Here is a 26,209-nt window from a genome sequence, read left to right as displayed (position 1 = left end):
GTCAGGCAGGCGCACCGCACGGCGAGATTTACAATACGGAGCAGCTCTGTATTGTAATCGGCATGGCGAACGACGATCGCGCACCCGGCCGGCCGCGCAGCGGGGAAGCCGACGCCGCCATCCTCGGCGCCTCGCTGGAACTGCTGATCGAACGCGGCGCGGAGGCGACCAGCATCGAGCAGGTCGCCCGGCGGGCCGGGGTCACGCGGGCCACCGTGTACCGGCGCTTCCCGGACAAGACCCGGCTGCTGATCGCCACGGTGGAGGCCGCCTACGGCAACCCGCCGCGGAACCCGGAGATCGGGAACGTCGACCAGCTGGTGGCCGGCTGGACGGCCGTCCTCGCCGACCCGCACCAGCGACGCCTGCTGCGACGCCTCTACGGCGCGATCGAGGACTTCCCCGAACTCGCCCGCACGTACCAGGAGTTGTTCGGCCGGCACCGCGACCAAGCCCGCCGGGACGTGCTCGCGCAGGCCCGCGACCTCGGGCAGCTGCCCGCCGACACCGACCTGGACGTCCTGCTGGACGTGCTCACCGGCGTGGTCTGGCAGCACCTGGCCACCCGCCCGGACACCGGCGCGGCCGACGACGTCGAACGGTTCCTGCGCGCCGTGCTCCACCAGGCCGGCTACCGACCCGGAGGTCGACCACGTGAAGCCGACCGGCAGGGCCGACAACCCGGGAGATGACAAGAGGAGCAGCACGGATGTCCACCGCAAGCATCGACGCGCAGCTGCGCACCCGCGCGTTCGCCCGCGTCATCGGCCCTTACATCGCCTCCTTCACGACCGTCTACGCGATCCGCCTGCCCGACCTGCGGGGCCTCATCGACGAGTTGTTCACCCAACCCGTCCAGGTGTGGATGCTCGGCGCCCTGATGCTCGGCGGCGGACTGGTCATCGTCGGCGGGCACCGCAGTTGGCGCGGCCCGCTCGCCATCACCGTGTCGCTGTTCGGCTGGTTCGTCGCACTGCGCGGGTTCCTGCTGATCGCCAACCCCACGGCGATCCGGTCGGGCGTCGAGGCCACCCTGCTCTCGCCGACCGCGATGGTCGTGGCCCGGGTCTTCTTCGGCGTGCTGGCGGTCGTCGGCTTGGTCCTGACCTACGCCGGTTGGTTCACCCACCCACGACGGGTTCGCCCGGAGTGATCCGCGCCATGTCCTGTCACAGCCTTCGGCGAGCCGGTGTCCTGTGACCGATCCCCCCGGAACGAAGGAGACACCATGGCGCAGAGCACCGACCTGACCGTGACCCTGACGGCGTGAGATGGACGACCTCACCGACCCGGCGACCAGCGCTTTCGTCGCCCACCGCAACCTGCTCTTCACCGTCGCGTACGAGATGCTCGGCTCGGCCGCCGACGCCGAGGACGTCCTGCAGGAGGTCTGGCTGCGGTGGGTCGAGGTGGACCTGGCGCAGGTGCGCGACCAGCGCGCCTACCTGGTCCGGATCACGACCAGGCAGGCGCTCAACCGGTTGCGCACGATGCGGCGGCGCAAGGAGGCGTACGTCGGCTCCTGGCTGCCCGAGCCGCTGCTCACCGCGCCGGACGTGGCCCAGGACTTCGAGCTGGCCGAGAGCGTGTCGATGGCGTTGATGCTCGTCCTGGAGACGCTGTCGCCCACGGAACGCGCCGTCTTCGTGCTGCGCGAGGCCTTCGACGTCGGCTACGACGAGATCGCCGCCGCCGTCGACAAGACGCCCGCGGCCGTCCGCCAGATCGCGCACCGCGCCCGCCGGCACGTGGACGCCCGCCGATCTCGGACGGCGGTCTCACCGGGCGAGGCGCGGGCGGCGCTGGAGTCGTTGCGGCGCGCGCTCGAGACCGGGGACGTGCAGGGACTCCTCGACGTGCTCGCGCCCGACGTCGTGCTGGTGAGCGACGGCGGCGGTGTCAAGCGGGCCGTGCCGCGGCCGGTGACCGGCGCGGACAAGGTGGTCCGCATGGTCCTCAGCGGCCTGGGCCGGATCGAGAGCACGTTCACCGGCGAGCCCGTCGTGCTCAACGGCAACCCGGCCCTCGTCGTGCGGCTGGACGGCGTGCTCGACGGCGTCATGGCGATCCGGGTCGAGCACGCCCGCATCACCGGCCTCTACTACGTCCGCAACCCGGAGAAGCTGACCCGCGTCGACTCCGAGACCGCGCTCACCCTGCGATGAGCGAACGGGCTCAGCGCGGCGTCAACACGCAGAACTCGTTGCCCTCCGGGTCGGCCAGCACCACCCACGGCACGTCGAGCTGCCCCACGTCCACCCGCACCGCGCCCCACGCCTCCAGCCGGGCCACCTCGGTCGGCAGGTCGCCGTCGGCGGGCGGCGCGAGGTCGAGGTGCAGCCGGTTCTTGACCGCCTTCGGCTCGGCCACCCGCACGAACTCCAGGGACGGCCCGGCGGTCTGCGGCAACGACGCGAAGTCGCGCTGCGCGAGCGTCACGGGCAGGCCGGTCAGCCCGGCCCAGAACGCGGCCTGCGCCGGCGGGTCGAACGCGTCCACCACGACCGCCGCCACCCGACCGGTGTGCGAGTACTCGTCACGCCGCTCCAGCACGCAGAACTCGTTGCCCTCCGGATCGGCCAGCACGGCCCACGGCACGTCGCCCTGCCCGATGTCGATCGGCTTCGCGCCCAGCTCCACCGCCCGCGCCACGACCGCCGCCTGGTCCTCCGGCGACGTCGACCTCAGGTCCAGGTGCACGCGGTTCTTGACCACCTTCACGTCCGGCACGAGCCCGAACACCAGCTCCTGCCCGTCGCTCAACGCCACGTCGGTCTCGTCGTCGCTCTCGCCGGTGATCGGTTGGTCCAGCAGCGCCGACCAGAACCGGCCGAGCGCGGCGGGATCGGCCGAATCGACCACCACGTCGCACCACCTCGTTGACATGGTCCGAAGGTAACGTCTGCGCAATGGCTCAGCTGGTTCTCGGTCCGGTGCTGCGGCACGTCGACCCCACGTCGGCGACGGTGTGGGTGGAGACGGACGCGGCGTGCGAGGTCGTCGTCGCGGGCTGCCGCGCGGAGACGTTCCAGGTCGGCGAGCAGCACTTCGCCCTGGTCGTGGTCGAAGGGCTCGAACCGGGCACGACCACGCCCTACGACGTGCGGCTGGACGGCGACGTGGTCTGGCCGCGGCCGGACTCGCCGTTCCCGGCGCCGACCATCCGGACCACGCCGGTGCGGCGGCTGCTGTTCGGGTCGTGCCGCGCGGCGAAGGGCGAGGGCACGCCGGACAAGCTCGGGCCGGACGCGCTGGACGCGTACGCGTTGCGGATGAAGGACGAGCCGCCGGAGCGGTGGCCCGAGGCGCTGGTGCTGCTCGGCGACCAGGTCTACGCCGACGAGCCGACGCCGCGGGTCAAGCGGTGGCTGGCCGAGCGCAGACCGGAGCCGGCGGGCGAGGTGGTGTCGTTCCGCGAGTACGCCGAGCTGTACCACGAGTCGTGGGCCGATCCCGAGATCCGCTGGCTGATGTCCGTGGTGCCGACCTCGATGATCTTCGACGACCACGACGTGCGCGACGACTGGAACACCTCGCGGACGTGGCGCGAGCAGATGGCGGCCAAGCGCTGGTGGCCGGAGCGCATCCGGGCGGGCCTCGCGTCGTACTGGGTCTACCAGCACCTGGGCAACCTCAGCCCGGGTGAGCTGGCGGACGACGAGCTGTACGCCAAGGTGCGGTCCACCGGCGGTGACGTGCAGGCGTTGCTGGAGGACTTCGCCGAGCAGGCGGACCGGGAGGTCGACGGCGGCAAGTCGACGCGGTGGAGCTACCGGCGCGACTTCGGCCGGGTGCGGCTGCTGGTGATCGACACGCGCAGCGGGCGCATCCTGGCCGGGCCGCGACGGCTGATGGTGGGCGACCGCGAGTTCGACTGGATCGAGGAGAACGCCCGGGGCGACTTCGACCACCTGCTGGTCGGCTCGTCGCTGCCGTGGCTGATGCCGCACGCGTTGAGCCACTTCCAGTCGCTGAACGAGCGGATGGCCGGGCTGCCGGGCTGGCGCGGCCGGGTCGGGGAGAAGGTGCGGCAGGTCGGGGACCTGGAGCACTGGCCCGCGTTCCGGGCGTCGTTCGAGCGGATGGCCCGGCTGCTGGAGCGGATCTCGCGGTCGGACGACGCGCCCGGCACGGTGTGCGTGCTGTCCGGGGACGTGCACCACAGCTACGCGGCACGGGCGACGTTCGCCTCGTCGGTGGACGCGAAGGTGTACCAGCTCGTGTGCTCGCCCGTGCACAACGAGCCGCCGTGGGTGTTCCGGCCCGCGTTCCGGCTGGCGTGGTCGAAGCCGATCGCGCGCGTGCTGCGGTGGTGGGCCGACCGGCGCGGCATCTCGCCGGACCCGGTGGCGTGGCACAAGCTCAGCGGACCGCACTTCGGCAACTCGGTGGGCGTGCTGGAGATCGACGGCCGCCGCGCCCGCTTCCGCCTGGAGACCGCCAGGACCGACGGCTTGGCGGAAGTCACCGCGCTGGCGCTCTGAGTTTGTGTGCGGACCGTGTGGTGATCATCAGTAGCTTCTCCGGGCGCGTGTGCCGTTCGAGTCGCACGCGCGCGAACCACCGCAGTCCCATGGTTGGAGAAGCATCTTGAGCAAGTTCGTCCGCGGCCTGCGCGCGCCGATCCTGGCCGCCGCCCTGGTCGCGTCGGTCGGCGTGGCTCCCGCGTCCGCCGCTCCCGCTCCCGTCGGCGAGGTCCTCACCTGGGGCACGGCCGCGGTGGCGAAGGTACCCATCCCCGACGAGGCCAGGTCGGGGGTCACCGCCATCTCCGCCGGGTTCAAGCACAACCTGGCGATCAAGGACGGCAAGGTCCTGCTCTGGAGCAACCCCGGGTCGCTGGAGGGCGATCACCTCCGGGTGCCGCTGGCGTTGTGGGACGGGGTCGACGCGATCGCCGCCGGCACCTATCACAGCCTGGCGATCAAGGACGGCCAGGTGATCGCCTGGGGTCGGTCGCTGCTCGTCCAGGTGCCCGCGGAGGCGACGTCCGGTGTCACCGCCATCGCCGCGGGCCAGCACTTCAGCCTGGCCGTCAAGGACGGCGGGGTGCTCGTCTGGGGTTGGGAGTCGGGTGGCCCCGGCATCAACTTCGGCCAGTTCGACGTGCCGAAGGAGGCCACGTCGGGCGTCACGGCGATCGCCGCGGGCCTCGGGCACGCGCTGGCCCTCAAGAACGGCGGGGTCATCGCCTGGGGCTGGAACAAGTACGGCCAGGTCGACGTGCCGGAGGCCGCCCGGTCCGGTGTCGTCGCCATCGCCGCGGGCGCCCAGCACAACCTGGCGCTGAAGGAGAACGGCGAGGTGATCGCCTGGGGCTGGAACGAGTACGAGCAGGCGTCGGTGCCCACGATCGCGAAGTCCGGCGTCACCGCCATCGCCGCCGGCCAGATCCACAACATGGTCCTGAAGGACGGCAAGGTCATCGTCTGGAACTACAACGGCCAAGGCCAGATGGACGTCTCGGCCGCGGTCCGCGAGGGCGGGATCAAGCAGATCAGCTCGGCCTACTACCACAACCTGGTGCTGCGCTGAGGGTGGTGCGCCCGCCCCGGCCGGTGGCGGGCGCACCCCCTGCTCGGTGGCCGGCTACTTGGTGGCCAGCCTCAGCAACGCCCACAGCTGGGCGATCGCGTCGTGGTCACCGGTCGTCGGCGGCAGGTCGCGGTCCGGGATCCGGCCCCACAGCCAGCGGTACACCTGCATCGGCGGGCCGGTCACCTCGCCGATGGCCGTGGCCGCCTCCTCCTCGGTCACGATCCGCGCCACCGCCGGGTCGGGTCCGGTCGTGGCCAGCCACACCTTCCCGCCCGTGCGGATCGCCACCGTGCCCTCCCGCGTGCCGCGCACGCCGAGGATGTCCAGCCGGTGACCCAGCCACAGCGTGAGGATCTCGTCCACGCCGTCCTCGGCCACGTCGTCGTCCACCGGGTCGATCGGCAGCCCGGCCGCCGCCTGCACGTCCATCCGGTGCACGGTCGACTCGTGCGCCAGCCGCCGTGCCCAGAAGTTGTGGTTGCGCTCGGCGGGCCACCACGTCTCGCACGGGTCGTCCGGCTCGTGCGGGCGCAGCGCGCGCACCAGCGGCCGCACGCCCGCGCGCACGTACTCCGGCAACGGCTGCCCCGGCTCGGGGTCCTGTTGCCACACCAGGGGTTGGCTGCCTTCCCTCAGCCACGTCGACACCATCCGGTACGTGCTGCCCACGTGCCGCGCCGTCTCCCCGAGGTTGAGCCCGGGGCACGCGGGCACCTGGCGTTCCGGGCGCTGTCCCTCGGCCGACGCCGCCAGGCGCTCGGCTTCGGCCTCCACTACGTCGATCAGGCGGTCGTAGGCGACCAGTCCCCTGCTCACAGTCCGTCCTCGTACATGATCTCGTCGACCAGCTCGGTGAACTGCGCCGCTTGGCGCACCAGGTCGTCGGCTGCGCGCTGGGTGACCTGCCTCGTGATGCCCGCCAGCACGGCCGCGCGCGTCGCCGAGCACTCGGCGAAGAACGCGGCCCACTCGCGCAACTCCGGCGCGAGGGAGGACAGCAGGACCCACACGCTGGTCGGCTTGGCCCGGCCCCGGTGGGGTCGGCCCCTGGCCGCCAGCACGGCCGCCGCGGCCCGCATCGCGGCCAGGTAGGCCGTGGCGAAGCGGGTGGGCGGCGACGGGTCCCGTTCGGCCTCGGCCAGGCACTCGCGGGCCTGTCGGAGCAGGGTCACCGCCGACGCCGGTGGCAGAGGGAGGGGAATGCGGCGGGGGAAGGTCTGAGTCATCTCGCGGCCTCCTCGCGGCGTCGGGACAGCGACGACCGCCGCGGGGAGACGGCGGCACTTGGTGGTGGGGCGCTTCCCCCGCCCCACCACCAAGGCATTGCTCGAACAAACGTTCGAGCAAGACCAGACTATCCTGCCGGCCCGGAACTCCTCAAGCCGACCGCCCGTGGTCTTATGAACAGGTGAGCGCACTCGACCACCCCGGCATCCGCAAGGTGGCCGCCGCACTGTCCGAGGCGGGCCATCACGAAGCGGCGAACGGGATCCGCGTGTTGGCCGACGCCGTCCGCACCGCCGCCGCGGCGGCCGAGGCGGTGGGCGTGCCGGTCGGCGCGATCGCCAACAGCCTGATCTTCGCCGCGGTCCGCGACGGCGTCGCCGCGCCGTTGCTCGTGCTCACCTCCGGCGCGCACCGCGCGGACACCGCGAAGCTCGCCGCGCTGGCGGGCGCGGACTCCATCGAACGGGCCACGCCCGCGTTCGTGCGCGAGCACACCGGCCAGGTCATCGGCGGCGTCTCCCCGGTGGGGCACCCGGCGCCGGTCCAGACGTTCGTGGACGTCGCGCTGGAGCGGTACGAGGTGGTGTGGGCCGCCGCCGGGCACCCGCACGCGGTGTACCCGACGACGTACGCGGGCCTGCTCGACCTGACCGGCGGCACGCCCGCCGAGGTGGCGCAGTGACCGCCGCGCCGTCCCAGCGGGTCGTCACGTTGTCCGCCCGGGAGTTGAACTCCCGGCTCGACGAGGCGCTCGCGCTCTACGTCAGCGCGATGGACTACCCGCCCGGCACGGCCGAGCAGCGCGCGCCCATGTGGTTGGCGCACATGCTGCGCGACGGGTGGCGGTGCGTGGTGGCGTTGGGCGAGCGGGACGAGCTGATCGGGATCGGCTACGGCTACCGCGGCTCGGTCGGCCAGTGGTGGCACGAGCAGGTGCGGCACGGGTTGACCATGGTGTCCGGGCCGAGGGCGGTCGAGGAGTGGATGCGCGACTACTTCGAGCTGACCGAGCTGCACGTGCTGCCGCGGGCGCAGGGCCGGGGCGTCGGCGAGCAGTTGCTGCGGAACCTGGTGCAGGACGTGCCCAGCTCACGGGTGCTGCTGTCCACTCCGGAGGGTCCGAGCAAGGCGTGGCGCCTGTACCGGCGGGTGGGGTTCGTGGACGTGCTGCGGCACTACCAGTTCACCGGCGACCCCCGGCCGTTCGCGGTGCTGGGCCGGGTCCTGCCGATCACCTGAGGTCGTTCACGCCACCACTGCCTGGTCCGGCAGTGGCTAGAAGGGCGAGACGAAGCCGGACGCCTGGAGGTACCGGCCCGCGTTCAGGCCTTCGATCTTGCGCAGCTTCGAGTAGACGACCCGTTCGCCGAAGTTGCCCTCGACGGTGCGGACGTGGGTGGCCTTGAGGCCCGTCCGGTCGTACTTGACCTCCACCACGAGGCCCACGTGCGCGTGCATGTCCGGGTAGTTGCCGTAGACGACGGCGTCACCGGGCGCCACGTCCCGCTCGGAGATGTCCTTCCAGCGGCCGTTGGCCTTGCCCCACTTCTGCCAGTACGTCGCCCAGTGGCCCTGGTCCAGGACGGACGCGCCGGGCGCGGGGCGCATCGACGGCCGGTCCGGCACGCCGGCGGTCGTCCAGGCCCAGTTGACGAACACGCCGCACCACTCCGCCGGGCGCAGCACGCCCTGACCCGCCACCTGGTACTGCTGCGGGTAGTAGTTGCCGCTGCCCTCGCGCTGGCCGACCTGGCGCAGGGCGTGGTCGACGATCTCCTGCCGGACGCGCCACTCGGCCTGGTCACCGAGCGGTTGCGCCTGGCTCACCGCGGGTGACCCGGCGGCCAGCAGCGCACCGGCCAGCACCACGCCGAGTGCGGCACGCCTCGCACGTCCGGTCATCAGATCCCCCCTACGGTGGTTCGCCCACAACATCAAACACCAGTTCCGGTGACCTCGGCGTGAGGCCGAGGTCACCGGGTCGGGTCAGAGTTCCGTGAGCCGCTCACGAAGAGTGTCCAGCCCCATGGCCCCCATCTCCAAGGCCTGCCGGTGGAACGTCTTGAGGTCGAACGCGGCGCCGTGCCGGGCGCGGGCGTCGTCGCGGGCCGCCAGCCACAGCCGCTCGCCCAGCTTGTACGACGGCGCCTGGCCGGGCCAGCCCAGGTAGCGGTCGATCTCGTCGCGCACGTGCGCCGGCTCGGTGATGGTGCGGGTGAGCATGAACTCCAGACCGAGGTCCGGGGTCCACCGCTCGCCCTCGTGGAAGCCGGTGCCCTTCGGGATCTCCAGCTCCAGGTGCATGCCGATGTCGATGATCACGCGGGCCGCGCGGAACAGGTGCGCGTCGAGCATGCCCAGCAGGTCGCCGTCGTCCTCCAGGTAGCCGAGCTCGCGCATCAGCCGCTCCGCGTACAGCGCCCAGCCCTCGCCGTGGCCCGACACCCAGCACAGGAGCCGCTGGAACTCGTTCAGCGTCTCCGCCTGGTAGACGGCGGTGGCGACCTGGAGGTGGTGACCCGGCACGCCCTCGTGGTAGACGGTCGAGACCTCGCGCCAGGTGGAGAACTCCTCCTTGTCGTCCGGCACGGACCACCACATGCGGCCGGGACGGGAGAAGTCCGGCGTGGGGCCGCTGTAGTACGCGCCGACGCCACCGCCGGGCGGCGCGATGCGGCACTCCAGCTTCATCAGCTCGTCCGGCAGGTCGAAGTGCACGCCGCGCACGTCCTGCAACGCCTTGTCCGACAGCTCCTGCATCCACGACCGCAGGCCGTCCTTGCCGTGCACCAGGTAGCGCGGGTTCGCGTCCAGGGCGGCGGCGGCCTCGGCGAGGGTGGCGCCCGGCTTGATCCGGTTCGCGACCTGCTTCATCTCGGTCTCAAGGCGGGTGAACTCCTCCCAGCCCCACGCGTAGGCCTCGGCCAGGTCGAGGCGGGAGCCGGTGAAGTAGCGGGACTGGAGCCGGTAGACGTCCTCGCCGACGGCGTCCTTCTTCGGCGCCTTGGGCGCGAGGTCGGCGCGCAGGAACGCGGCCAGGTCGCCGTAGGACTCGGCGGCGGCCTTCGCGCCCGCTTCGAGCTCGGTGCGCAGCGCGCCGTCCGCAGGAGCGTCGGCGATCAGGTTCGCGAAGAACGACTTGCCGCCGGCGCGGCCCGCCCACGTGTCGCACTGGTCGGCGACCTTGCTGACCTGCCGCAACGCCGACACGTGCCCCTTGTCGGCGGCGTAGGCCAGGCCCGCGCGCAGGTTCGCCACCGCGTCCGGCACGGCGGTGAGCCGCTTGGCGATCACGGCCCAGTCGTCGGCGGTGTCGGTGGGCATCTGGTCGAACACCTCGCGCAGCGACTGCACGGGGCTGGCGATGACGTTGAGGTGCCCCTCCATCTGGCCGGCCTCGTGCAGCTCGACCTCGAGGCCCACGCGTTCCAGGAACACGGCCTTCGCGTCGGCCTCCGACTTGTCCGCGGGCTCGGCCGCGTTGATCGCGGCGAGCGCGTTGATCGCCAGCTCCTTGCGGGCGGCGTGCCCCTCCGGCGAGTAGTCGGTGAGCCGGTCGTCGTGGCCGGGCTTGCCGATGAACGTCGCGGTCAACGGGTCCGCGGCCGCGTAGTCGGCCACGAACTGGTTGCTGATGCCGTGCACGCCGGCGGAGGAGGGTGACATGAGCCGCACGTTACCTGCGGGCCGTGTCCCTCCAACAGGTAATTAGCCACGCTCACGATCGTGTCCCGACGGTCAACTTTTGACCGTGGCCGGCAGGATGACCGGGTGCCCAGGGCCTCCGCGCTCCTCCTGCCGGTCTTCCTCTTCGCGCTGTTCGCGCTGACGGGGTGCGTCCGGCTGCACGCCGCGATGGCGTTGTCCACCGACGACCGCGTGTCCGGCGAGATCACCGCCGCCACGCCGCCGACCAAGGAAAACGACCCCGGCCCGCAGTTGAAGGTGCCGAACGAGCTGGCCAGCAGGGTCACCACCAAGCCGTACCTGGTGGACGACTACGTCGGCACGCAGCTGTCGTTCAACGGGTTGTCGTTCGACGAGGTGCACGCGCTGTCGCTGGCGACCAGCGCGTCGTCCAGCCGGTACCAGCTGACGTTCCGGCGGTCCGGCGACCTGGTGACGTTGTCGGGGTCGGTCGACCTGACGCAGGTGCCGCCGGAACGCGCCGACATCCAGGTGAAGATCAGCTTTCCGGGTGAAATCGTGGACACGAACGGGCGAGAGGAGGACAACGCGACCATCGCGTGGTCCCCGAAGCCCGGCCAGGCCTCGATGTTGAACGCGACGGTGCGCTACGCGGGCGCGAACTCGGTGTCGTACATGGGCTGGACGTTGCTGGTCGCCGGCCTGACCGGCGGCGCCGCACTGATCGTGCTGATCCTGGCCCTAGTCGCCCACCGCCGGCACCAAGTCACCTGAGGCACGGTCTTCGCGGTCACGCCACCCGCGAGGTCGCGTCGATCGTTCGCGTCCTCATTTTCCGGCGATCACGCTTTTCGATCGTCGGAAAATCAGGGCGCGAGCGGTCGACTTCCAGGCGACCTCGCCCGCCATCTGCGGAGCAGGGGCAATTCTATGCAGCGCGGGCCGGGACGAGGCCCAGGCGGCCGACGATTTCGCGCGTCGCCTTCGACCGGTTGAACGTGTAGAAGTGCAGGCACGGCACACCCTCGGCGAGCAGCCGCTCCCCCATCTCGGTCACCAGGTCGATGCCCGCCGCGCGGAAGCCCGCCGGGTCGTCGGCGTGCGGGTCGAGGCGGCGTGCCATCCAGTCCGGCACGGACGCGCCCGACAGCTCCACCGTCTTGGCCAGCGTCCGCGGCGTCGTCAACGGCATGATGCCGGGGATCAGCACGGTGTCGCAGCCACGGGCGGCCACCCGGTCGCGCAGGCGCAGGAAGTCCTCCGGCTCGAAGAACAGCTGCGCGATCGCGAAGTCGGCGCCGGCGCGCAGCTTGCGCACCAGGTACTCGGTGTCGGAGTCCAGGTCCGTCGACCGCGGGTGGCCGTACGGCGACGCCGCCACGCCCACGCAGAAGTCGCCCAGCTCACGGCACAGCCGGACCAGCTCCTCGGCGTAGGTCAGGCCCTCCGGGTGCGCCACCCACTCGCCGTTCGGGTCGCCGGGAGGGTCGCCGCGCACGGCGAGGATGTTGCGCACGCCGACGGCCGCGTACCAGCCGATCACGTTGCGCAGCTCGGCCACCGAGTGGTCCACCAACGTGAGGTGCGCCATCGGCAGCAGGGTCGTCTCCTGCGCCACCCGGCCGGTGGTGCGGATCGTGCGGTCCCGCTGCGAGCCGCCCGCGCCGTAGGTGATGGACACGAACGCCGGGTCGAACGCCTCCAGCTCGCGGATCGCGCGCCAGAGGATGGTCTCCTCGGCCTCGTCGCGCGGGGGGAAGAACTCGACGGAGAACACGGGCGACTCCCCGTGCAGGCGTTCCACCACCGACGTCATGCCGCACAGCCTAGAGGTACGTCCGAGGCGTGGAAGCAGGCTGTCACTGGATGGGACGAGCCCCCCGGTTGGGCACCCCGAAGCCGCAGAGGTGACCATAGACGGGTGCCGCCCCACCCGTTGGACCTCGAACTGCCCAAGCACGTCGACGAAGCGTTGGCAGCGTATCTCGCCGACCGCCGGGCACTGGGTGAGCGCATGGAGGAGAACTTCACCGGCGCCGTGGACGCGCTGGCCGACTTCGTCCTCGGCGGCGGCAAGCGGATCCGGCCCACGTTCGCCTGGTGGGGCTGGCGCGCGGCGGGCGGCGACCCGGACGGCGAGCTGGCCGACGCCGTGCTCACCGCGGTCAGCTCGCTGGAGCTGATCCAGGCGTGCGCGCTGGTGCACGACGACCTGATGGACGCCTCCGAGACCCGCCGCGGCATGCCGACCGTGCACGTCCGGTTCGCCCGCAAGCACCGCGCCGAGGGTTGGCTCGGCGAGCCCGAGCGGTTCGGGCTGGCCGCGTCCGTGCTGATCGGGGACGTGGCGCTGGCCTGGGCGGACGACATGCTGTTCGCCGCCGGCCTGCCCACCGACGCCCTCCAGCGGCTGAGCCTGCCGTGGCGGGACATGCGCACCGAGATGCTGGCCGGCCAGTACCTCGACGTGCTCACGCAGGCACGCGGCGACGCCTCGCCGGACGCGGCGCTGCGCATCGACCGGCTCAAGACCGCCGCGTACACCGTGGAACGGCCGCTGCACATGGGCGCGGCGATCGGCGGCGCCTCACCCGAACTGGTGGACGGCCTGCGCTCGTTCGGCACGGACATCGGCGTGGCGTTCCAGCTGCGCGACGACCTGCTCGGCGTGTTCGGCGACCCGGCGGTGACCGGCAAACCCGCGGGCGACGACCTGCGCGAGGGCAAGCGGACGCTGCTGGTCGCGCTGGGCATGGAGTTCGGCGCGGACGTGCTGCACGAGGCGCTGGGCAAGCCCGACCTGGACGTGGCCCTGGTGGACGAGGTGCGCGCGCGGCTGCGCGAGGTCGGCGCGGTGGACGCGGTCGAGGAGCGGATCGCCGAGCTGACCGAGTCCGCGCTGCGGGCGCTGGACCGGTCCCCGATCGCCGAGCCGGCCGGTGAGCGGCTGGCGGAGCTGGCGATCAGCGCCACGAAGCGGACCTCCTGACGATGCGCGCGGTCACCGGCCGGACGGACCACGTCGTCGTGGTCGGCGCGGGGCTGGCGGGCCTGTCCGCCGCGCTGCACCTGCTCGGCGCGGGCCGCCGGGTCACCGTGGTCGAGCGCGACGCCGTGCCCGGCGGCCGGGCCGGCCGGCTGGACCTGGGCGGCTACCGCTTCGACACCGGGCCGACCGTGCTGACCATGCCGGAGCTGGTGGACGAGGCGCTGAACGCGGTCGGCGACTCGCTGGCCGACCGGCTGGACCTGCGGCCCGTGCACCCCGCCTACCGGGCCCGCTTCGCCGACGGCAGCACGCTGGACGTGCACTCCGACGGCGAGGCGATGGAAGCCGAGGTGCGCCGGTTCGCCGGTCCGCGCGAGGCCGCCGGGTACCGGGCGCTGCGCCGCTGGCTGACCGAGCTGTACCGGGTGGAGCGCGAGCAGTTCATCGGGTCGAACTTCGACTCGCCGTTGTCGCTGGTCACGCCCGCGCTGGCGAAGCTGGCCGCGTTGCGCGGGTTCTCCCGGCTCGGGCCGTCGGTGGCGCGGTTCGTGCGCGACGAGCGGTTGCAGCGGGTGTTCTCGTTCCAGTCGCTGTACGCGGGCGTGCCGCCGCGCAAGGCCCTCGCCGCGTACGCCGTCATCGCGTACATGGACACCATCGCGGGCGTGCACCACCCCGAGGGCGGGATGCGGGCGCTGCCGGACGCGTTGGCGGCGGCGGCCCGGGACGCGGGCGCCGACCTGCGGTTCCAGACGCCGGTGGCGTGGCTGGAGCGCATCGGCGGCCGGGTCACCGCGGTGCGCACCACGCACGGCGAGCGCATCCCGTGCGACGCGGTGGTGCTCACCCCGGACCTGCCGATGTCGTACCGCCTGCTCGGCCACCGGCCGCGCCGTCCCCTGCCGATCACGTGGTCGCCGTCGGCGGTCGTGCTGCACGCGGGCGTGGACCGGACGTGGCCGGAGCTGGCGCACCACACGTTGTTCTTCGGCCGGGAGTGGGACCGGACGTTCGACGAGCTGACCCGCCGGGGCACGTTGATGAGCGACCCGTCGCTGCTGGTCACGGCCCCGCCCGGGCAGGGGATGTTCGTGCTGGCGCCCGCGCCGAACCTGCGCGCCGGCCCGATCGACTGGGAGCGCGTCGGCCCGGCCTACCGCGACGAGCTGGTCGGCGTGCTGGAGGCGCGCGGGCTCACCGGGTTCGGCGACGCGATCGAGGTCGAGCGCCTGGTCACGCCGGCGGACTGGGCCGCGATGGGCCTGGCCGCGGGCACCCCGTTCTCGGCCGCGCACACGTTCGCCCAGACCGGGCCGTTCCGGCCGCGCAACCTGGTGCTGGACAACGCCGTGCTGGCGGGCTGCGGCACCACGCCGGGCGTCGGCGTGCCGCCGGTGCTGATCTCGGGCAGGCTGGCCGCCCAGCGGATCACGGGGTCGGCGGGCGCGAGGTCGCGGCGACCCGCGCAGGCACGGCGGGCGCACACCCGGCGCTGACCCCACACGCTCACTCGCTCGGGTGACGAGCCCGTCACGTGTGGCGTTGTGCGACGATGTTCGCGATGGCCGTGACCACGTCCTTCCCCCGATCGAGCGCCGCACCTGTCGAGCCGGTGCGGTCGTCGGCTGCCCGGGTGGCGGACCGGCCGCGCGGCAGGCACGCGTGACCGACCTGGCCGCGGCGTACGCCCGCTGCCGCGAGCTGAACGCCCGGCACGGCCGCACGTTCTTCCTCGCCACCCGCCTGCTCACGCCCGCGCAGCGGCCCGCCGTGCACGCCCTGTACGGCTTCGCGCGTTGGGCCGACGAGATCGTGGACAGCGGCGACTCGACCGACCCGGCCGGTGACCTGAAGCTGCTGGAAGCGCAGCTCGTCGACGAGCTGGCGGGACGTCCGACGGGCCACCCGGTGCTCGTCGCGCTGGTGGACACCGTGCGCCGCTACTCGATCGACCCGGCGTTGTTCACCGACTTCATGGCGTCCATGCGGATGGACCTCACCGTCACGTCCTACCCGGACTTCCCGGCGCTGGAGCGGTACATGCACGGCTCGGCGGCGGTCATCGGGCTGCAGCTGCTGCCGGTGTTCGGGACGGTGGTGCCGCGCGCGGAGGCCGAGCCGTCCGCCGCCGCGCTCGGGCGGGCGTTCCAGCTCACGAACTTCCTGCGCGACGTCGGCGAAGACCTCGACCGGGGCCGCGTGTACCTGCCGCAGGACGTGCTGGCGGCGTACGGCGTGGACCGGGAGCTGCTGGTGTGGTGCCGGCGGACCGGGAAGGCCGACCAGCGGGTGCGGAGGGTGATGGGGCACCTGGTCGCGCGCACGTTGGCCGAGTACCGGGAGGCCGACGCGGGTGTGCCGCTGCTGCGGCCCGTGTCGCGGCCGTGCGTGCGGACCGCGTTGACGCTGTACCGGGAGATCCTGGACGAGATCGCGGCGGCCGACTACCAGGTGCTGGACCGGCGGGTGGTAGTGCCGAACCGGCGGCGGCTCGCGGTGGCCGTGCCCGGGTTCGCGCGGGCGCTGGTGGCGAGGGTCACCGGGCGCTAGGCCGGAGCGGCTCGCCGACGTGCGGTGGAGCACGACGTCCGGGCGGCTGGCAGCCGCCCGGACGTGGTCGGTCGTCTGGGGTGGCGCGGTGGTGCTGGTCAGAAACCCAAGGCCTGTGCCCGCCGCTTCACCTCACGGCCGCGGTCGCCGCGCAACGCCTCGATGGGCGTGCCGGGCAGGGTCTCGTCCTCGGTGAACAGCCACCGGAGGATCTCCTCGGTCGAGAAGCCGGAATCGCGCAGCACCGTGATGGTGCCGGGCAGGCCCTTCACCACGCCTCCCGCGGCAAGGAACTGCTCGGGGACGACGAGGACGCCGTTGCGGCGCTCGGCGATCAGTTGACCGTCGCGCAGCAACTGGTGGACTCGGTTGATCGGCAGGTCAAGACGCTCGGCGACCTCGGGGAGGGGCAGGACCTCCAGGTCGGGAGCCAGCACATCCGCAGCGGCAGGAATCGCACTCACCTGCGTCACGATGCCACAACGACGTGAACGACGCCCTGCGCCAACCGGGTGGTGGCCGTACACCCGGGGGTCGGCTTGTCGCTACCCCCTGTTTCACGTCACTTTGACGCGGATCCCACAAGCACGCGTGGGATGCTCCAGCGCACAGCGATCGGTCGGCACCACCCACCGTACGATCCACGGCTGTGGAAAGGTCGGCGACGAACGTGATCGGCGGGCTGCTCGAACAACGCTACCGGGTGGGAACCCTGGTCGCGCGGGGCGGCATGTCCACCGTGTACCGCGGTGTGGACACCCGCTTGGAGCGGACCGTGGCCATCAAGGTCATGGATCCCCGGTTCTCCGCCGACCCGCAGTTCGTGGCGCGGTTCGAGCGCGAGGCGCGGGCCGCGGCGAAGCTGCACCACCCGGGCGTGGTGCAGGTCCACGACCAGGGCGTGGACGAGGACCGGGTCTACCTGGTCATGGAGCTGGTCGAGGGCGGCACGCTGCGCGACCTGCTCAACGCGCGCCACAAGCTGGACGTGCCGCTGGCGCTCACCGTCATCGAGAAGGTCCTGTCGCCGCTGGCCGCCGCCCACCGGGCCGACCTCGTGCACCGGGACGTGAAGCCGGAGAACGTGCTCATCGGGCCCAACGGCACGGTGAAGGTCGCCGATTTCGGCCTCGTCCGGGCGGTCTCCACGGCGGGCGTGACCAGCGACACCATGATCCTGGGCACAGTCGCCTACCTGTCACCCGAACAGGTCACCACGGGCACCACGGACGCGCGCAGCGACGTGTACTCGGCGGGCGTGCTGCTGTACGAGATGCTGACCGGCACGCCGCCGTACGTGGGCGACAACGCCATCTCCGTGGCCTACCGGCACGTGAACGACGACGTGCCGCCGGTGCCGGACGTGCCCGCCGAGGTGGCGGAGCTGGTGCGCCGGGCGACCCGCAAGGAGCCGTTCCTGCGGCCCGCGGACGCCGAGTCGTTCCTGTCCGAGGTGGAGACCGCGCGGGCGGCGCTCGGCATCGCCACCGTGGACGTGCCGGTGCCCACCGCGGCGCAGCTCCCGGAAGAGGCCACCGAGCACGTGCCCGCGCCGGTCAGCCCGGCCGAGCAGACGGTGCGGGTGGAGCCGGTGCGGGTGGGCGCGGGCGCGCCGTTCGCCGACCCGACCGTGCCGGTGCACCGGCCGAACCCCCTCGTGCCGCCGGCGGCCGGTCCGCAGGGCACCAGGGCGATCCCCCGGGCCGAGCTGCTCGCGCCGGCCGAGCCCAAGCCGGCCGCGGCGACGCCACCGGCGGGCCGGCCCCGTCCCAAGAGACCGCCGAAGAAGAAGACGCCCGAGCAGCTTTACGAGGAGATGCGGGCGCGCAGCAAGCGGCAGTTCATCACGTGGCTCAGCGTGGTCGTGGTGGCCGCGATCGTCATCGGCATCACGAGCTGGTGGCTGGTCGTCGGCCGGGTCGCCACCGTGCCGAACCTCGTCGGCCAGGACGAGGCCGCCGCCACCGCGCTGCTGGACGAGGCGTCGCTGAAGAAGACGGTGCGCCGGGAGAACAGCGACACCGTGCCGAGCGGGCAGGTGATCAGCACCGACCCGCCCGCCGGGACGAAGGCCAACCAGGGTGACCTGGTGCGGCTCGTGGTGTCCGCGGGCAGGCCGGTGGTGCCGCAGGTCAACGCGGGCGTCGAGGTGGCCGCGGCCGAGCAGGAGATCACGTCGGTCGGGCTGAAGTCCCAGCTCAACCCCGCCGAGGACGCGTTCAGCGACCGCGTGCCCAAGGGCAAGGTGGTGACGCTGAAGCCCGCGCCCGGCACGCCGGTGCCGATCGGCTCGACCGTGACGATCGTGCTGAGCAAGGGCTCGGAGCCCAAGCCGGTGCCCAGCGTCACGGGCAAGACGAAGGACGAGGCGTTCGCCGAGCTGAGCGCGGCCGGGTTCGAGCCGGTCGAGGGGCCGACGGAGTTCTCCGACAAGGTCGACGGCGGCCGGGTCATCCGCACCGACCCGCCGGCGGGCACGAACCTGCCGCCGAACAACCGGCGGGTGACCGTCGTGCTGTCGGCCGACACGGTGACCGTGCCGCAGGTCGAGGGCAAGTCGGTCAAGGAGGCGAAGAAGATCCTCGAGGAGGCGGGCCTCAAGGTCGACGTCCAGTTCAACGACCGCGACCGGGCACGGGTGGTCAACCAGTCGCCGCGGGCCGGCGAACGCGTCCCGAAGGACACAAAGGTCACGATCATCGCTGTGTAGATCTGCGGGAACGGCTGCGGCCCCCGACTCGCGTGGAGTCGAGGGCCGCAGTCGGTCGGCGTGCGAGCTAGCTCCGCAGCATCTCCGCGACCAGGAACGCCAGCTCCAGCGACTGCTGCGTGTTCAGCCGCGGGTCGCAGGCGGTCTCGTAGCGGCCGGCCAGGTCCAGGTCGGAGATCTCCTGCGCGCCGCCCAGGCACTCGGTGACGTCCTCGCCGGTCAGCTCGATGTGGATGCCGCCGGGGTGGGTGCCCAGGCGCCGGTGCACCTCGAAGAAGCCCTGCACCTCGTCCACGATCCGGTCGAAGTGCCGGGTCTTGTAGCCGGTGGACGCCTCGTGCGTGTTGCCGTGCATCGGGTCGCACTGCCAGATGACCTGGTGGCCGGAGGCGGTGACCTTCTCCACGATCGGCCCGAGCACGTCGCGCACCTTGCCGTTGCCCATGCGGCTGATCAGCGTCAGCCTGCCGGGCTGGTTGTGCGGGTCGAGCCGCTCGACGTACTCGACGGCCATCTCCGGCGTGGTCGACGGGCCGATCTTCAACCCGATCGGGTTGGACAGCAGCTCGGCGAACGCGATGTGCGCGCCGTCCAGCTGCCTGGTCCGCTCGCCGATCCACAGGAAGTGCGACGACAGGTCGTACAGCCGCGGCTGGTCACCGTTCGTGTCCAGGCGCAGCAGGGCCCGCTCGTAGTCCAGCAGCAGCGCCTCGTGCGAGGCGAAGATCTCGGTCGTGTGCAGCGACGTGTCCTGCACGCCGCACGCCGACATGAACCGCAGGCCGCGGTCGATCTCGCCGGCCAGCGCCTCGTACCGCTCGCCGGCGGGCGACTGGCGGACGAAGTCCTTGTTCCAGTCGTGCAGCCGGTGCAGGTCGGCCATGCCCGCGGTGGTCATGGCGCGCAGCAGGTTCATCGCCGCGCCCGCGTTGGCGTAGGCGCGGATCATCCGGGACGGGTCCGGCACGCGCGCCTCGGGCGTGGCGACCAGCGAGTTGACGATGTCGCCGCGGTAGGACGGCAGGCCGAGCGCGTCGATGCCCGACGAGCGCGGCTTGGCGTACTGGCCCGCGATGCGGCCGATCTTCACGACGGGCAGGCTCGCGCCGTACGTGAGCACGACGGCCATCTGGAGCAGGGTCCGGACGTTCGCGCGGATGTGCGGCTCGGTGTTGTCCGCGAACGTCTCCGCGCAGTCGCCGCCCTGCAGCAGAAACGCCTCGCCGCGGGCGACCTCGGCCAGGTTGTCGCGCAGCCGGTCGATCTCGGCCGGCACGGTGATCGGCGGCACGCTCTCCAGCACGGCGCGCACCCGGCGCACCTGCTCGGCGTCCGGCCACTCCGGCTGCTGGGCGGCAGGCCGGCCCAGCGCGTCGTCGAGCCGGTCGCGCAGCTCGGGCGGGAGGGGCGGAAGCTCGGGAAGCGTGTCCACGGGCACGTCCACGGTCCAGTTCACACGTTAAAGATAGCTGTCCACATGGAGAGACGGACGCGGGTCCACCTGTGCATTATGTGGACCATGTCGGACACCCGATTGGATGACAACACGGCGACCAGGCTGCTGTCGACCGCGGTGGAGAACGTCCGGCGGGACTACCCGGCGCACTGGTCGCACGTCGTCTCCTCCGAGGCCGACCTGGTGCCGCTGCGCGTGCTGCACCCGATCTTCGCCGGGTCGTTCGACTGGCACTCGTGCGTGCATCAGACCTGGTTGGCGGTCCGGCTGCTGCGCCTCCGCCCCGAGGTCGAGGGTGCGGCGGAGGCCCGGCGCGTGCTGGACTCGCTGATCACCGTCGAGCACGCGGAGGTCGAGGCGGCGTTCTTCGACGGACCCGGCGGCGGGTTCTGGGAGCGCCCCTACGGGTGGGCGTGGCTGCTGGTGCTCGACGCGGAGCTGCGCACCTGGGACTCGCCGTGGGCGGCGGCGCTGCGGCCGTTGAGCGCGGTGCTGCGTGACCGGTATCTCGCCAAGGTGGCCGGCGCGCGGCTGCCGGTGCGGACCGGCACGCACGGCAACACGGCGTTCGCGACCGGGCTCGTGCTGGACGCGGCACGTGCGGTGGGTGACGAGGAGTTGGCCTCGGCGTGCGTCGAGGCGGCGTTGCGGTGGCACCGCGAGGACGTCGGCTACGGCGGGTTCGAGCCGGACGCCGCGGACTTCCTCTCGCCCGCGTTGACCGAGGCGGACCTGGTGCGGCGGGTGCTGCCCGCCGACGAGTTCACCGCGTGGTTCGAGGCGTTCCTGCCGCACCTGGAGGACTCGCGCTGGAAGGTGCTGCGCGAGCCCGTGCCGGTGGACGACCCGGGTGACGCGTACGGCTCGCACCTGATCGGGCTGGCGCTGTCGCGGGCGTGGCAGTGGCGGGCCGTCGCCGACGCGCTGCCCGACGACCACCGGTACGCCGACCTGGCCCGCACGTCGGCCGAGGCGCACCGGGAGACCGGGCTGGGCCTCGTGTTCGGGCACGGCTACTACGCCGAGCACTGGCTGGGCACGTTCGCCGCCTACCTGGACGTCGGCGCGTTCACGGACCGCTGAGGGACGCCGCGGCGGCCCGGCACCTGGTCTCCTCCAGCGGTCGGCGCATCGCCGCGAACCGCTCGGCCGCCTCCAGGAACAACGCCGCCGCCTGCGTGCACTGTCCCTCCGCGCGCCGGACCTCGGCGCGCACCTCCCACAGCGCCGCCGTCCACGGGCCGCCCTGCCAGAGGCCGCTGATCCGCTCCGCCTCCGCCAGGTGCGGCCGGGCCCGGCTCGGGCTGCCCGCGTTCGCGCACGCCGTCGCCGCCGCGATCCGGAACCCCATCGAGCACGGGTCGCACACGTGCGGAGCCTCGGTGAGCCACCGTTCCGCCTCGCGGATCGCGCCGAGCGCGCCGCCGAGGGTGCCCGCGGCGAGCACGCGGACCCCGTGCACCCGGATGACCAGGTGCGACGGGATGCGTGACGAGCGGGCCAGCGGCAGCGCCTCGTCGAGGTCGGCGCGGGCCGCGGCACGGTCGCCGCGGCGGGTCTCGGCCTCCGCCCGCCGTTCCAGCGCCAGGGACCGGGCGGACACGCAGCCCGCGCGTTCCGCCTCGGCCAGCGACTCGCCCAGGGTGGCCACCGCGGCGTCGAGGCGCCCGGACAGCAGCGCGAACTCGCCCAGCAGCAGGCAGGCCAACGCCCGGCCCGCCGCGGACCCCGCCCGTGACGCGATGTCGAGCAGGTCGCGGCCGAACGACTCCGCGCCGTCGTGCCCCTCCGGCCCGTACAGGTAGAACTCCTGGAAGCACAGGTGCGCGTCGTAGACCTCGGGCCGCGGCGGGTGCCGCACCGAGTCGGCGAACTCCTCGCGGAACAGCCGGTGCCACGTGCCGCGGGCGTGCGCGACGAGGGCGAGCAGGGTCGAGGCCTCGCCCAGTTCGTGCCCGAGGTCGGCGTCCAGCGCCAGCACCCGCGCCTGCCGGGCCAGCCGTTCGGCTTCGGCGAGGCGACGGCGCCCGAACGCGACCAGGCCGTTGGCCAGCGCGACCGCCGCGCGTTGGGCCGGTGACGGCGGCTCGGCCGCGTCCAGGGTGAGCGCCGACTCGTACAGCGCGACGGTCTCCGCGTCCGGCCCGACCCCGATCCGCTCCCGCAGGGTGCGGCGCAGCCGTTCGAACTGGCGCAGCGCCTCACGGCGGCGACCCGCGGCCAGGTGCCCGCGCATCACCGCGCGGTGCGCCTGCTCGTCGGTCTCGTCCAGCTCCAGCAGCCGCTCCCAGTCGCCGGCGGCCCTCAGCAGCGCGACGTACCGGCCCTCGACCTTCTCGTGCGGCTCCGCGACCCAGCACTCGTAGCGGTCGTCGACGAGCAGGCCACCGCGGTACTCGGCGGCGGCGAGCGCGCACTGGCCCGGGTCGCCCGAGGCCAACGCGGCGTCGGCGGCCCGCTCGAACCGGTCCAGGTCCACGTCGAGGACGCCGTCGGGCCACAACGTCAGCAGCCGCCCCTCGCAGCGGACGGCGTCGGCGCACCCCAGCGCGCGGCGTGCGTAGTACACCGCCTTGCGCAGGTTCGCCCCGGCCGCGTCGGCGGGCAGGTCGGGCCACAGCCGGTCCATCACCTGCTCGCGGTGCAGCCGGTGGTCGGACGCCACGGCGAGCAGCTTCACCACGTCGGCCGCGCGCCGGTTGCGCCACACGTCACCGGGGACGGGCCTGCCGTCGACGGCGACGGTGAACCTGCCCAGCACGCGCACCTGGCAGGTGGCCGGCATGGCGGCACCCTACGTCCGGTCCGGCAGGACCGCCGTGGGAACGGTTTGGGAACGCCGCGCCGCCTAGCGTGTCCCGATCCACTGCCAGTCGGGAGGACCCCATGTTGTTCATGGACGTGCACAACCACCTGCCCGAGGGCGCCGGTCCGGGTGACGTGGCCGAGGCCCACGCGGCGGATCTCCGCACCCAGGACCAGTACGGCGTCCGGTACCTCAACTACTGGGTCGACGAGAAGGACGGGAAGGTGTTCTGCCTGGTGGACGCGCCGGACGCGGAGACGGCGCACCGGGTCCACCGCGAGGCGCACGGCCTCGTGGCCGACGAGATCTACCCCGTGGTCCAGGGCTGAGAAACGACGAGAGGTGACGAAGATGTCTGTGCTGGCGTCGAAGAGCTTCACGGAGCCGGAAGAGGTGCGGGAGTTCCCGCACGGTCACATCGACCTGGTCACCGTCGGTGACACGACGGTGGGCAGAGCCGAGTTCGAGCCGGGCTGGAAGTGGTCGCGGGACGTGAGCCCCATCGCGGGCACCGACTCGTGCCAGGCCTCCCACACCGGGTACGTCCTGTCCGGTCGGATCCACGTCGTCATGGACGACGGCGCCGAAGGCGAGGCCGGGCCGGGCGAAGCGGTGATGGTCGAGCCCGGCCACGACGCGTGGGTCGTCGGCGACGAGCCGTGCGTGATGGTCGACTTCACCGGCCTGCGGGACTACGCCAAGAAGTAGGTCTCGGCGAAGCCGAAAGCGCCCCCGGACACGTGGTCCGAGGGCGCTCGTCGCTGGTGGTCGGCTCAGCCGAAGAAGACCTCGGCCTCCTGGTAGCGCTCCAGCGGAACGGTCTTCAGCTCCGCCGTCGCCTCGGCCAGCTTCACCCGGACGATGTCCGTGCCGCGCAGCGCGACCATGACGCCGAAGTCGCCCTCGGCGACCGCGTCCACCGCGTGCAGGCCGAACCGGGTGGCGAGCACGCGGTCGTAGGCGGTGGGGATGCCGCCGCGCTGGACGTGGCCCAGCACGACCGCGCGGGACTCCTTGCCGGTCCGCTCGGAGATCTCCTCGGCCAGCCAGGTGCCGATGCCGCCCAGCCGGACGTGGCCGAACGCGTCCTTCTCGCCGGAGTGCAGCACCTCGGCGCCGCCCTCGGGCATCGCGCCCTCGGCAACCACGATGATCGGGGCGAACTGGCGCTCGAAGCGCCGCTCCACCCACTCGACCACCTTGTCGACGCTGAACTCGCGCTCCGGCACCAGGATCACGTTCGCGCCGCCGGCCAGGCCGGAGTGCAGCGCGATCCAGCCCGCGTGACGGCCCATGACCTCGACCACCAGCGCCCGGTGGTGCGACTCGGCCGTCGTGCGCAGCCGGTCGATCGCCTCGGTGGCGATGTGCACGGCGGTGTCGAAGCCGAACGTGTAGTCGGTCGCGCCCAGGTCGTTGTCGATGGTCTTCGGGACGCCGACGACGCCGATGCCGTCGTCGGTCAGCCGCTTGGCGACGCCGAGGGTGTCCTCGCCGCCGATCGCGATCAGCGCGTCGACCTTGTTCGCGGCGAGGGTCTCGCGGATCCGGTCGACACCGCCGTCGATCTTGTACGGGTTGGTGCGCGACGAGCCGAGGATGGTGCCGCCCCTGGTGAGGATGTCCTCGACGTCATCGAGCCCGATCGGCTTGGTCAGGTTCTCGACCGGTCCCTGCCACCCGTTCCGGAACCCCACGATCTCCCAGCCGTGGGCCTCGATGCCCTTGCGGGCCACACCGCGGATGACCGCGTTGAGGCCGGGGCAGTCGCCACCGCCGGTGAGCACACCAATGCGCATTTGCTTAGCCAATCTCTTCTCGTGGCGTGGGTCACCCAAGCCTGACACGCCCTGGATCGGTGCAGCAAGCGAGGGTCCACCTACCGGACCGTGAAACCCTTGCGCAGCCGCTCCGACTCGATCACCTTCCAGCGCGCGAGGTTGTGCCTGGCGTCGGCCAACGCGTCGTGCGCGTCCGCGGGGGCCTGCGGCAACCGGGGTTTGCCCACGTCCTCCCAGCGCTGGCGCAGGTCGCGGGTGAACCGGGGCAGGCAGCGCGGCAGGGCCGGCATCGGGCCCCAGAGCTGCGCCAACGCCACGTGGTCGTAGGCGGCGAACCACGCCCACAGCTCGATGTCGTCCCGGTTGGCCTTGGGCCCGCCGAAGAAGTCGAGGAGGTCGGCGCGGATCCGCTCCCGGCTGCGCCACGCCCGGTCGGCGGGCGGCGGCAGCTGGTTGAGCACGTTGGCGCGCACCCACGGTCCGGCCTTGGCCGGGTCGAACTCGGTGGACACGGCGTAGAACTCGCGGCCTTCCTCGTCGACCACTCCGATGGAGACGAGGTCGATGGTGACCCCGTCCTCGATGAACTCACAGTCGTAGAAGAACCGCACCCCGCCAGCCTAGGGGTGCCGATCAGCCCGCCTTCGTCTCGGGCAGCCGATCGACCGCCTTCGCCGGCTTCTCGGCACCCTGCGTCTCCTTGGCCTTGGCCGCGTAGACGTCGACGTACTCCTGGCCGGACAGCTCCATCAGGGCGTACATGATCTCGTCGGTGATGGACCGCAGCACGAACCGGTCGCCGGACAGGCCCTCGTAGCGGGAGAAGTCCAACGGCTTGCCGATCTTGATCCGGATCGGGTACGGCTTCCACATCCGCGAGCCGATGGGGTTGGCCTTGTCGGTGCCGAACATCGCGATCGGGATGACCGGCGCGCCGGACTCCAGCGCGATCCACGCCACGCCGACCTTGCCCTTGTAGAGGCGGCCGTCGGGCGACCGCGTGCCCTCGGGGTAGATGCCGAGCAGCTTGCCCTCGCGCACGATCCGGACGCCGGTGTCGAGCGCGCCCTGGGCGGCCGACGCGCTGGACCGGTCGATCGGCACCTGGCCGACGCCGTAGAAGAACCAGCGCTGGAACCGGCCCTTGAGACCCTTGCCGGTGAAGTACTCGATCTTGGCCGGGAAGGTGACCCGGCGCGACAGCTTCAGCGGGAGGAAGAACGAGTCGGAGACCGCGAGGTGGTTGCTCGCCAGGATGGCGCCGCCCTCCTTGGGGATGTTCTCCGCGCCCTCGATGATCCGGGGTCGGAAGAACAGCTTCAGGAGCGGCCCGAGAAAGATGTGTTTCATCAACCAGTACAGCACCGCGGCGAGCGCCTCCTCGACGTGCTTGATCCCCGACGCCAGCCTACGGAGCCGGCGACGAAACACACAACGAACACCCACGCCGAGGCGGTACGGTCCCTAGGTCCACCGGCTGCCGTAATCCGCAACACAACGGGCT

The 26,209-nt window shown here is 72.4% G+C and carries 27 protein-coding genes; 15 read left to right on the top strand and 12 right to left on the bottom strand.

Annotation, left to right across the window (positions count from 1 at the left end; all coding sequences use genetic code 11):
- Positions 1–62: 62 nt before the first annotated feature.
- From ADK67_RS24240 to ADK67_RS24230, 3 genes are all read left to right on the top strand, one after another.
- Positions 63–692, top strand: coding sequence for a TetR/AcrR family transcriptional regulator (locus tag ADK67_RS24240; RefSeq protein ID WP_053718788.1), 630 nt, complete (start codon positions 63–65; stop codon positions 690–692).
- 17 nt (positions 693–709) lie between these two features.
- Positions 710–1,153: a hypothetical protein gene (locus ADK67_RS24235; protein WP_053718787.1), complete on the top strand. Its 444-nt coding sequence runs from the start codon at positions 710–712 to the stop codon at positions 1,151–1,153.
- A gap of 118 nt (positions 1,154–1,271) precedes the next feature.
- Entirely contained in the window at positions 1,272–2,165 is an 894-nt protein-coding gene (locus tag ADK67_RS24230) for an RNA polymerase sigma-70 factor (protein WP_053718786.1), read from the top strand.
- Positions 2,166–2,175: 10 nt separating this feature from the next.
- Here ADK67_RS24230 and ADK67_RS24225 read toward each other — a convergent pair whose 3' ends face one another.
- Complete coding sequence (locus tag ADK67_RS24225) at positions 2,176–2,886, bottom strand: VOC family protein (protein ID WP_053718785.1); 711 nt, start codon at positions 2,884–2,886, stop codon at positions 2,176–2,178.
- Positions 2,887–2,909: 23 nt separating this feature from the next.
- On the opposite strand from ADK67_RS24225, the gene ADK67_RS24220 reads away from it, so the two are divergent.
- On the top strand, positions 2,910–4,484 hold the full coding sequence (locus ADK67_RS24220; RefSeq protein WP_053718784.1) for an alkaline phosphatase D family protein: 1,575 nt from the start codon (positions 2,910–2,912) through the stop codon (positions 4,482–4,484).
- Positions 4,485–4,590: 106 nt separating this feature from the next.
- Positions 4,591–5,535 (top strand): RCC1 domain-containing protein, encoded by a 945-nt coding sequence (locus ADK67_RS24215; protein ID WP_053718783.1) that lies wholly within the window; start codon positions 4,591–4,593, stop codon positions 5,533–5,535.
- A gap of 54 nt (positions 5,536–5,589) precedes the next feature.
- Here ADK67_RS24215 and ADK67_RS24210 read toward each other — a convergent pair whose 3' ends face one another.
- Together ADK67_RS24210 and ADK67_RS24205 are read right to left on the bottom strand one after the other, a co-directional pair.
- The gene (locus ADK67_RS24210; protein ID WP_053718782.1) at positions 5,590–6,354 is read right to left on the bottom strand and encodes a maleylpyruvate isomerase family mycothiol-dependent enzyme; all 765 of its coding nucleotides are present in this window, start codon (positions 6,352–6,354) and stop codon (positions 5,590–5,592) included.
- Positions 6,351–6,764, bottom strand: coding sequence for an SAV_6107 family HEPN domain-containing protein (locus ADK67_RS24205; RefSeq protein ID WP_053718781.1), 414 nt, complete (start codon positions 6,762–6,764; stop codon positions 6,351–6,353). Before ADK67_RS24205 ends, ADK67_RS24210 begins: the two co-directional genes overlap by 4 nt.
- 182 nt (positions 6,765–6,946) lie before the next feature.
- Between ADK67_RS24205 and ADK67_RS24200 the strand changes: the two genes are divergently transcribed.
- Together ADK67_RS24200 and ADK67_RS24195 are read left to right on the top strand one after the other, a co-directional pair.
- On the top strand, positions 6,947–7,447 hold the full coding sequence (locus ADK67_RS24200; RefSeq protein ID WP_053718780.1) for a YbaK/EbsC family protein: 501 nt from the start codon (positions 6,947–6,949) through the stop codon (positions 7,445–7,447).
- Positions 7,444–8,004: a GNAT family N-acetyltransferase gene (locus ADK67_RS24195; protein ID WP_053718779.1), complete on the top strand. Its 561-nt coding sequence runs from the start codon at positions 7,444–7,446 to the stop codon at positions 8,002–8,004. The genes ADK67_RS24200 and ADK67_RS24195 overlap by 4 nt, the downstream gene beginning before the upstream one ends.
- A 36-nt stretch (positions 8,005–8,040) precedes the next feature.
- Here the strand turns inward: ADK67_RS24195 and ADK67_RS24190 are convergent, their stop codons facing one another.
- Positions 8,041–8,667: a DUF4148 domain-containing protein gene (locus tag ADK67_RS24190; RefSeq protein WP_053718778.1), complete on the bottom strand. Its 627-nt coding sequence runs from the start codon at positions 8,665–8,667 to the stop codon at positions 8,041–8,043.
- Positions 8,668–8,751: 84 nt separating this feature from the next.
- Positions 8,752–10,431, bottom strand: coding sequence for a DUF885 domain-containing protein (locus tag ADK67_RS24185; RefSeq protein WP_053718777.1), 1,680 nt, complete (start codon positions 10,429–10,431; stop codon positions 8,752–8,754).
- 105 nt (positions 10,432–10,536) lie between these two features.
- On the opposite strand from ADK67_RS24185, the gene ADK67_RS24180 reads away from it, so the two are divergent.
- On the top strand, positions 10,537–11,187 hold the full coding sequence (locus ADK67_RS24180; protein ID WP_053718776.1) for a DUF3153 domain-containing protein: 651 nt from the start codon (positions 10,537–10,539) through the stop codon (positions 11,185–11,187).
- A gap of 154 nt (positions 11,188–11,341) precedes the next feature.
- On the opposite strand, the gene ADK67_RS24175 is transcribed toward ADK67_RS24180, so the two are convergent.
- A complete protein-coding gene (locus tag ADK67_RS24175; RefSeq protein ID WP_053718775.1) occupies positions 11,342–12,229 on the bottom strand; it encodes a methylenetetrahydrofolate reductase in 888 nt (295 codons plus the stop codon).
- Positions 12,230–12,334: 105 nt separating this feature from the next.
- Here ADK67_RS24175 and ADK67_RS24170 point away from each other — a divergent pair, with 105 nt between their 5' ends.
- From ADK67_RS24170 to ADK67_RS24160, 3 genes are all read left to right on the top strand, one after another.
- Positions 12,335–13,402: a polyprenyl synthetase family protein gene (locus ADK67_RS24170; protein WP_053718774.1), complete on the top strand. Its 1,068-nt coding sequence runs from the start codon at positions 12,335–12,337 to the stop codon at positions 13,400–13,402.
- Positions 13,403–13,404: 2 nt separating this feature from the next.
- Positions 13,405–14,898, top strand: coding sequence for a phytoene desaturase family protein (crtI, locus tag ADK67_RS24165; protein ID WP_053718773.1), 1,494 nt, complete (start codon positions 13,405–13,407; stop codon positions 14,896–14,898).
- Positions 14,899–15,064: 166 nt separating this feature from the next.
- Positions 15,065–15,952 (top strand): phytoene/squalene synthase family protein, encoded by an 888-nt coding sequence (locus tag ADK67_RS24160; protein WP_053718772.1) that lies wholly within the window; start codon positions 15,065–15,067, stop codon positions 15,950–15,952.
- 98 nt (positions 15,953–16,050) lie between these two features.
- Here ADK67_RS24160 and ADK67_RS24155 read toward each other — a convergent pair whose 3' ends face one another.
- A complete protein-coding gene (locus ADK67_RS24155; RefSeq protein WP_197289594.1) occupies positions 16,051–16,416 on the bottom strand; it encodes an Rv2175c family DNA-binding protein in 366 nt (121 codons plus the stop codon).
- Between the two features lie 185 nt (positions 16,417–16,601).
- Here ADK67_RS24155 and ADK67_RS24150 point away from each other — a divergent pair, with 185 nt between their 5' ends.
- The gene (locus tag ADK67_RS24150; RefSeq protein ID WP_063797711.1) at positions 16,602–18,662 is read left to right on the top strand and encodes a Stk1 family PASTA domain-containing Ser/Thr kinase; all 2,061 of its coding nucleotides are present in this window, start codon (positions 16,602–16,604) and stop codon (positions 18,660–18,662) included.
- 67 nt (positions 18,663–18,729) lie between these two features.
- On the opposite strand, the gene ADK67_RS24145 is transcribed toward ADK67_RS24150, so the two are convergent.
- The gene (locus ADK67_RS24145; RefSeq protein WP_053718771.1) at positions 18,730–20,118 is read right to left on the bottom strand and encodes a class II 3-deoxy-7-phosphoheptulonate synthase; all 1,389 of its coding nucleotides are present in this window, start codon (positions 20,116–20,118) and stop codon (positions 18,730–18,732) included.
- Between the two features lie 63 nt (positions 20,119–20,181).
- On the opposite strand from ADK67_RS24145, the gene ADK67_RS24140 reads away from it, so the two are divergent.
- Positions 20,182–21,201, top strand: coding sequence for a DUF2891 domain-containing protein (locus ADK67_RS24140; protein ID WP_053718871.1), 1,020 nt, complete (start codon positions 20,182–20,184; stop codon positions 21,199–21,201).
- On the opposite strand, the gene ADK67_RS24135 is transcribed toward ADK67_RS24140, so the two are convergent.
- On the bottom strand, positions 21,188–22,903 hold the full coding sequence (locus tag ADK67_RS24135) for an AfsR/SARP family transcriptional regulator (protein WP_053718770.1): 1,716 nt from the start codon (positions 22,901–22,903) through the stop codon (positions 21,188–21,190). The two genes, ADK67_RS24140 and ADK67_RS24135, sit on opposite strands and share 14 nt — an antisense overlap.
- A 101-nt stretch (positions 22,904–23,004) precedes the next feature.
- On the opposite strand from ADK67_RS24135, the gene ADK67_RS24130 reads away from it, so the two are divergent.
- Together ADK67_RS24130 and ADK67_RS24125 are read left to right on the top strand one after the other, a co-directional pair.
- A complete protein-coding gene (locus tag ADK67_RS24130; protein WP_157620795.1) occupies positions 23,005–23,253 on the top strand; it encodes a DUF4242 domain-containing protein in 249 nt (82 codons plus the stop codon).
- A 22-nt stretch (positions 23,254–23,275) separates the two neighbouring features.
- Positions 23,276–23,632: a cupin domain-containing protein gene (locus tag ADK67_RS24125; RefSeq protein WP_053718869.1), complete on the top strand. Its 357-nt coding sequence runs from the start codon at positions 23,276–23,278 to the stop codon at positions 23,630–23,632.
- 65 nt (positions 23,633–23,697) lie between these two features.
- Here the strand turns inward: ADK67_RS24125 and ADK67_RS24120 are convergent, their stop codons facing one another.
- From ADK67_RS24120 to ADK67_RS24110, 3 genes are all read right to left on the bottom strand, one after another.
- Positions 23,698–24,723: a 6-phosphofructokinase gene (locus ADK67_RS24120; protein WP_053718769.1), complete on the bottom strand. Its 1,026-nt coding sequence runs from the start codon at positions 24,721–24,723 to the stop codon at positions 23,698–23,700.
- Between the two features lie 80 nt (positions 24,724–24,803).
- Entirely contained in the window at positions 24,804–25,316 is a 513-nt protein-coding gene (locus ADK67_RS24115) for a polyadenylate-specific 3'-exoribonuclease AS (RefSeq protein ID WP_053718768.1), read from the bottom strand.
- Between the two features lie 22 nt (positions 25,317–25,338).
- Positions 25,339–26,070: a lysophospholipid acyltransferase family protein gene (locus ADK67_RS24110; RefSeq protein ID WP_053718767.1), complete on the bottom strand. Its 732-nt coding sequence runs from the start codon at positions 26,068–26,070 to the stop codon at positions 25,339–25,341.
- Positions 26,071–26,209 lie beyond the last annotated feature (139 nt).

Origin of the sequence: Saccharothrix sp. NRRL B-16348 (assembly GCF_001280085.1) — a bacterium.
Taxonomy (GTDB): Bacteria; Actinomycetota; Actinomycetes; order Mycobacteriales; family Pseudonocardiaceae; genus Actinosynnema.
This window is presented reverse-complemented; position numbering and strand designations above follow the sequence as displayed.

Coding starts and splice junctions, on each gene's coding strand:
- ADK67_RS24240 (WP_053718788.1), top strand. CDS start 63: ATGGCGAACGACGATCGCGCACCCGGCCGGCCGCGCAGCGGGGAAGCC.
- ADK67_RS24235 (WP_053718787.1), top strand. CDS start 710: ATGTCCACCGCAAGCATCGACGCGCAGCTGCGCACCCGCGCGTTCGCC.
- ADK67_RS24230 (WP_053718786.1), top strand. CDS start 1,272: ATGGACGACCTCACCGACCCGGCGACCAGCGCTTTCGTCGCCCACCGC.
- ADK67_RS24225 (WP_053718785.1), bottom strand. CDS start 2,886: ATGTCAACGAGGTGGTGCGACGTGGTGGTCGATTCGGCCGATCCCGCC.
- ADK67_RS24220 (WP_053718784.1), top strand. CDS start 2,910: ATGGCTCAGCTGGTTCTCGGTCCGGTGCTGCGGCACGTCGACCCCACG.
- ADK67_RS24205 (WP_053718781.1), bottom strand. CDS start 6,764: ATGACTCAGACCTTCCCCCGCCGCATTCCCCTCCCTCTGCCACCGGCG.
- ADK67_RS24190 (WP_053718778.1), bottom strand. CDS start 8,667: ATGACCGGACGTGCGAGGCGTGCCGCACTCGGCGTGGTGCTGGCCGGT.
- ADK67_RS24185 (WP_053718777.1), bottom strand. CDS start 10,431: ATGTCACCCTCCTCCGCCGGCGTGCACGGCATCAGCAACCAGTTCGTG.
- ADK67_RS24175 (WP_053718775.1), bottom strand. CDS start 12,229: ATGACGTCGGTGGTGGAACGCCTGCACGGGGAGTCGCCCGTGTTCTCC.
- crtI (WP_053718773.1), top strand. CDS start 13,405: ATGCGCGCGGTCACCGGCCGGACGGACCACGTCGTCGTGGTCGGCGCG.
- ADK67_RS24140 (WP_053718871.1), top strand. CDS start 20,182: ATGTCGGACACCCGATTGGATGACAACACGGCGACCAGGCTGCTGTCG.
- ADK67_RS24135 (WP_053718770.1), bottom strand. CDS start 22,903: ATGCCGGCCACCTGCCAGGTGCGCGTGCTGGGCAGGTTCACCGTCGCC.
- ADK67_RS24130 (WP_157620795.1), top strand. CDS start 23,005: ATGTTGTTCATGGACGTGCACAACCACCTGCCCGAGGGCGCCGGTCCG.
- ADK67_RS24125 (WP_053718869.1), top strand. CDS start 23,276: ATGTCTGTGCTGGCGTCGAAGAGCTTCACGGAGCCGGAAGAGGTGCGG.
- ADK67_RS24120 (WP_053718769.1), bottom strand. CDS start 24,723: ATGCGCATTGGTGTGCTCACCGGCGGTGGCGACTGCCCCGGCCTCAAC.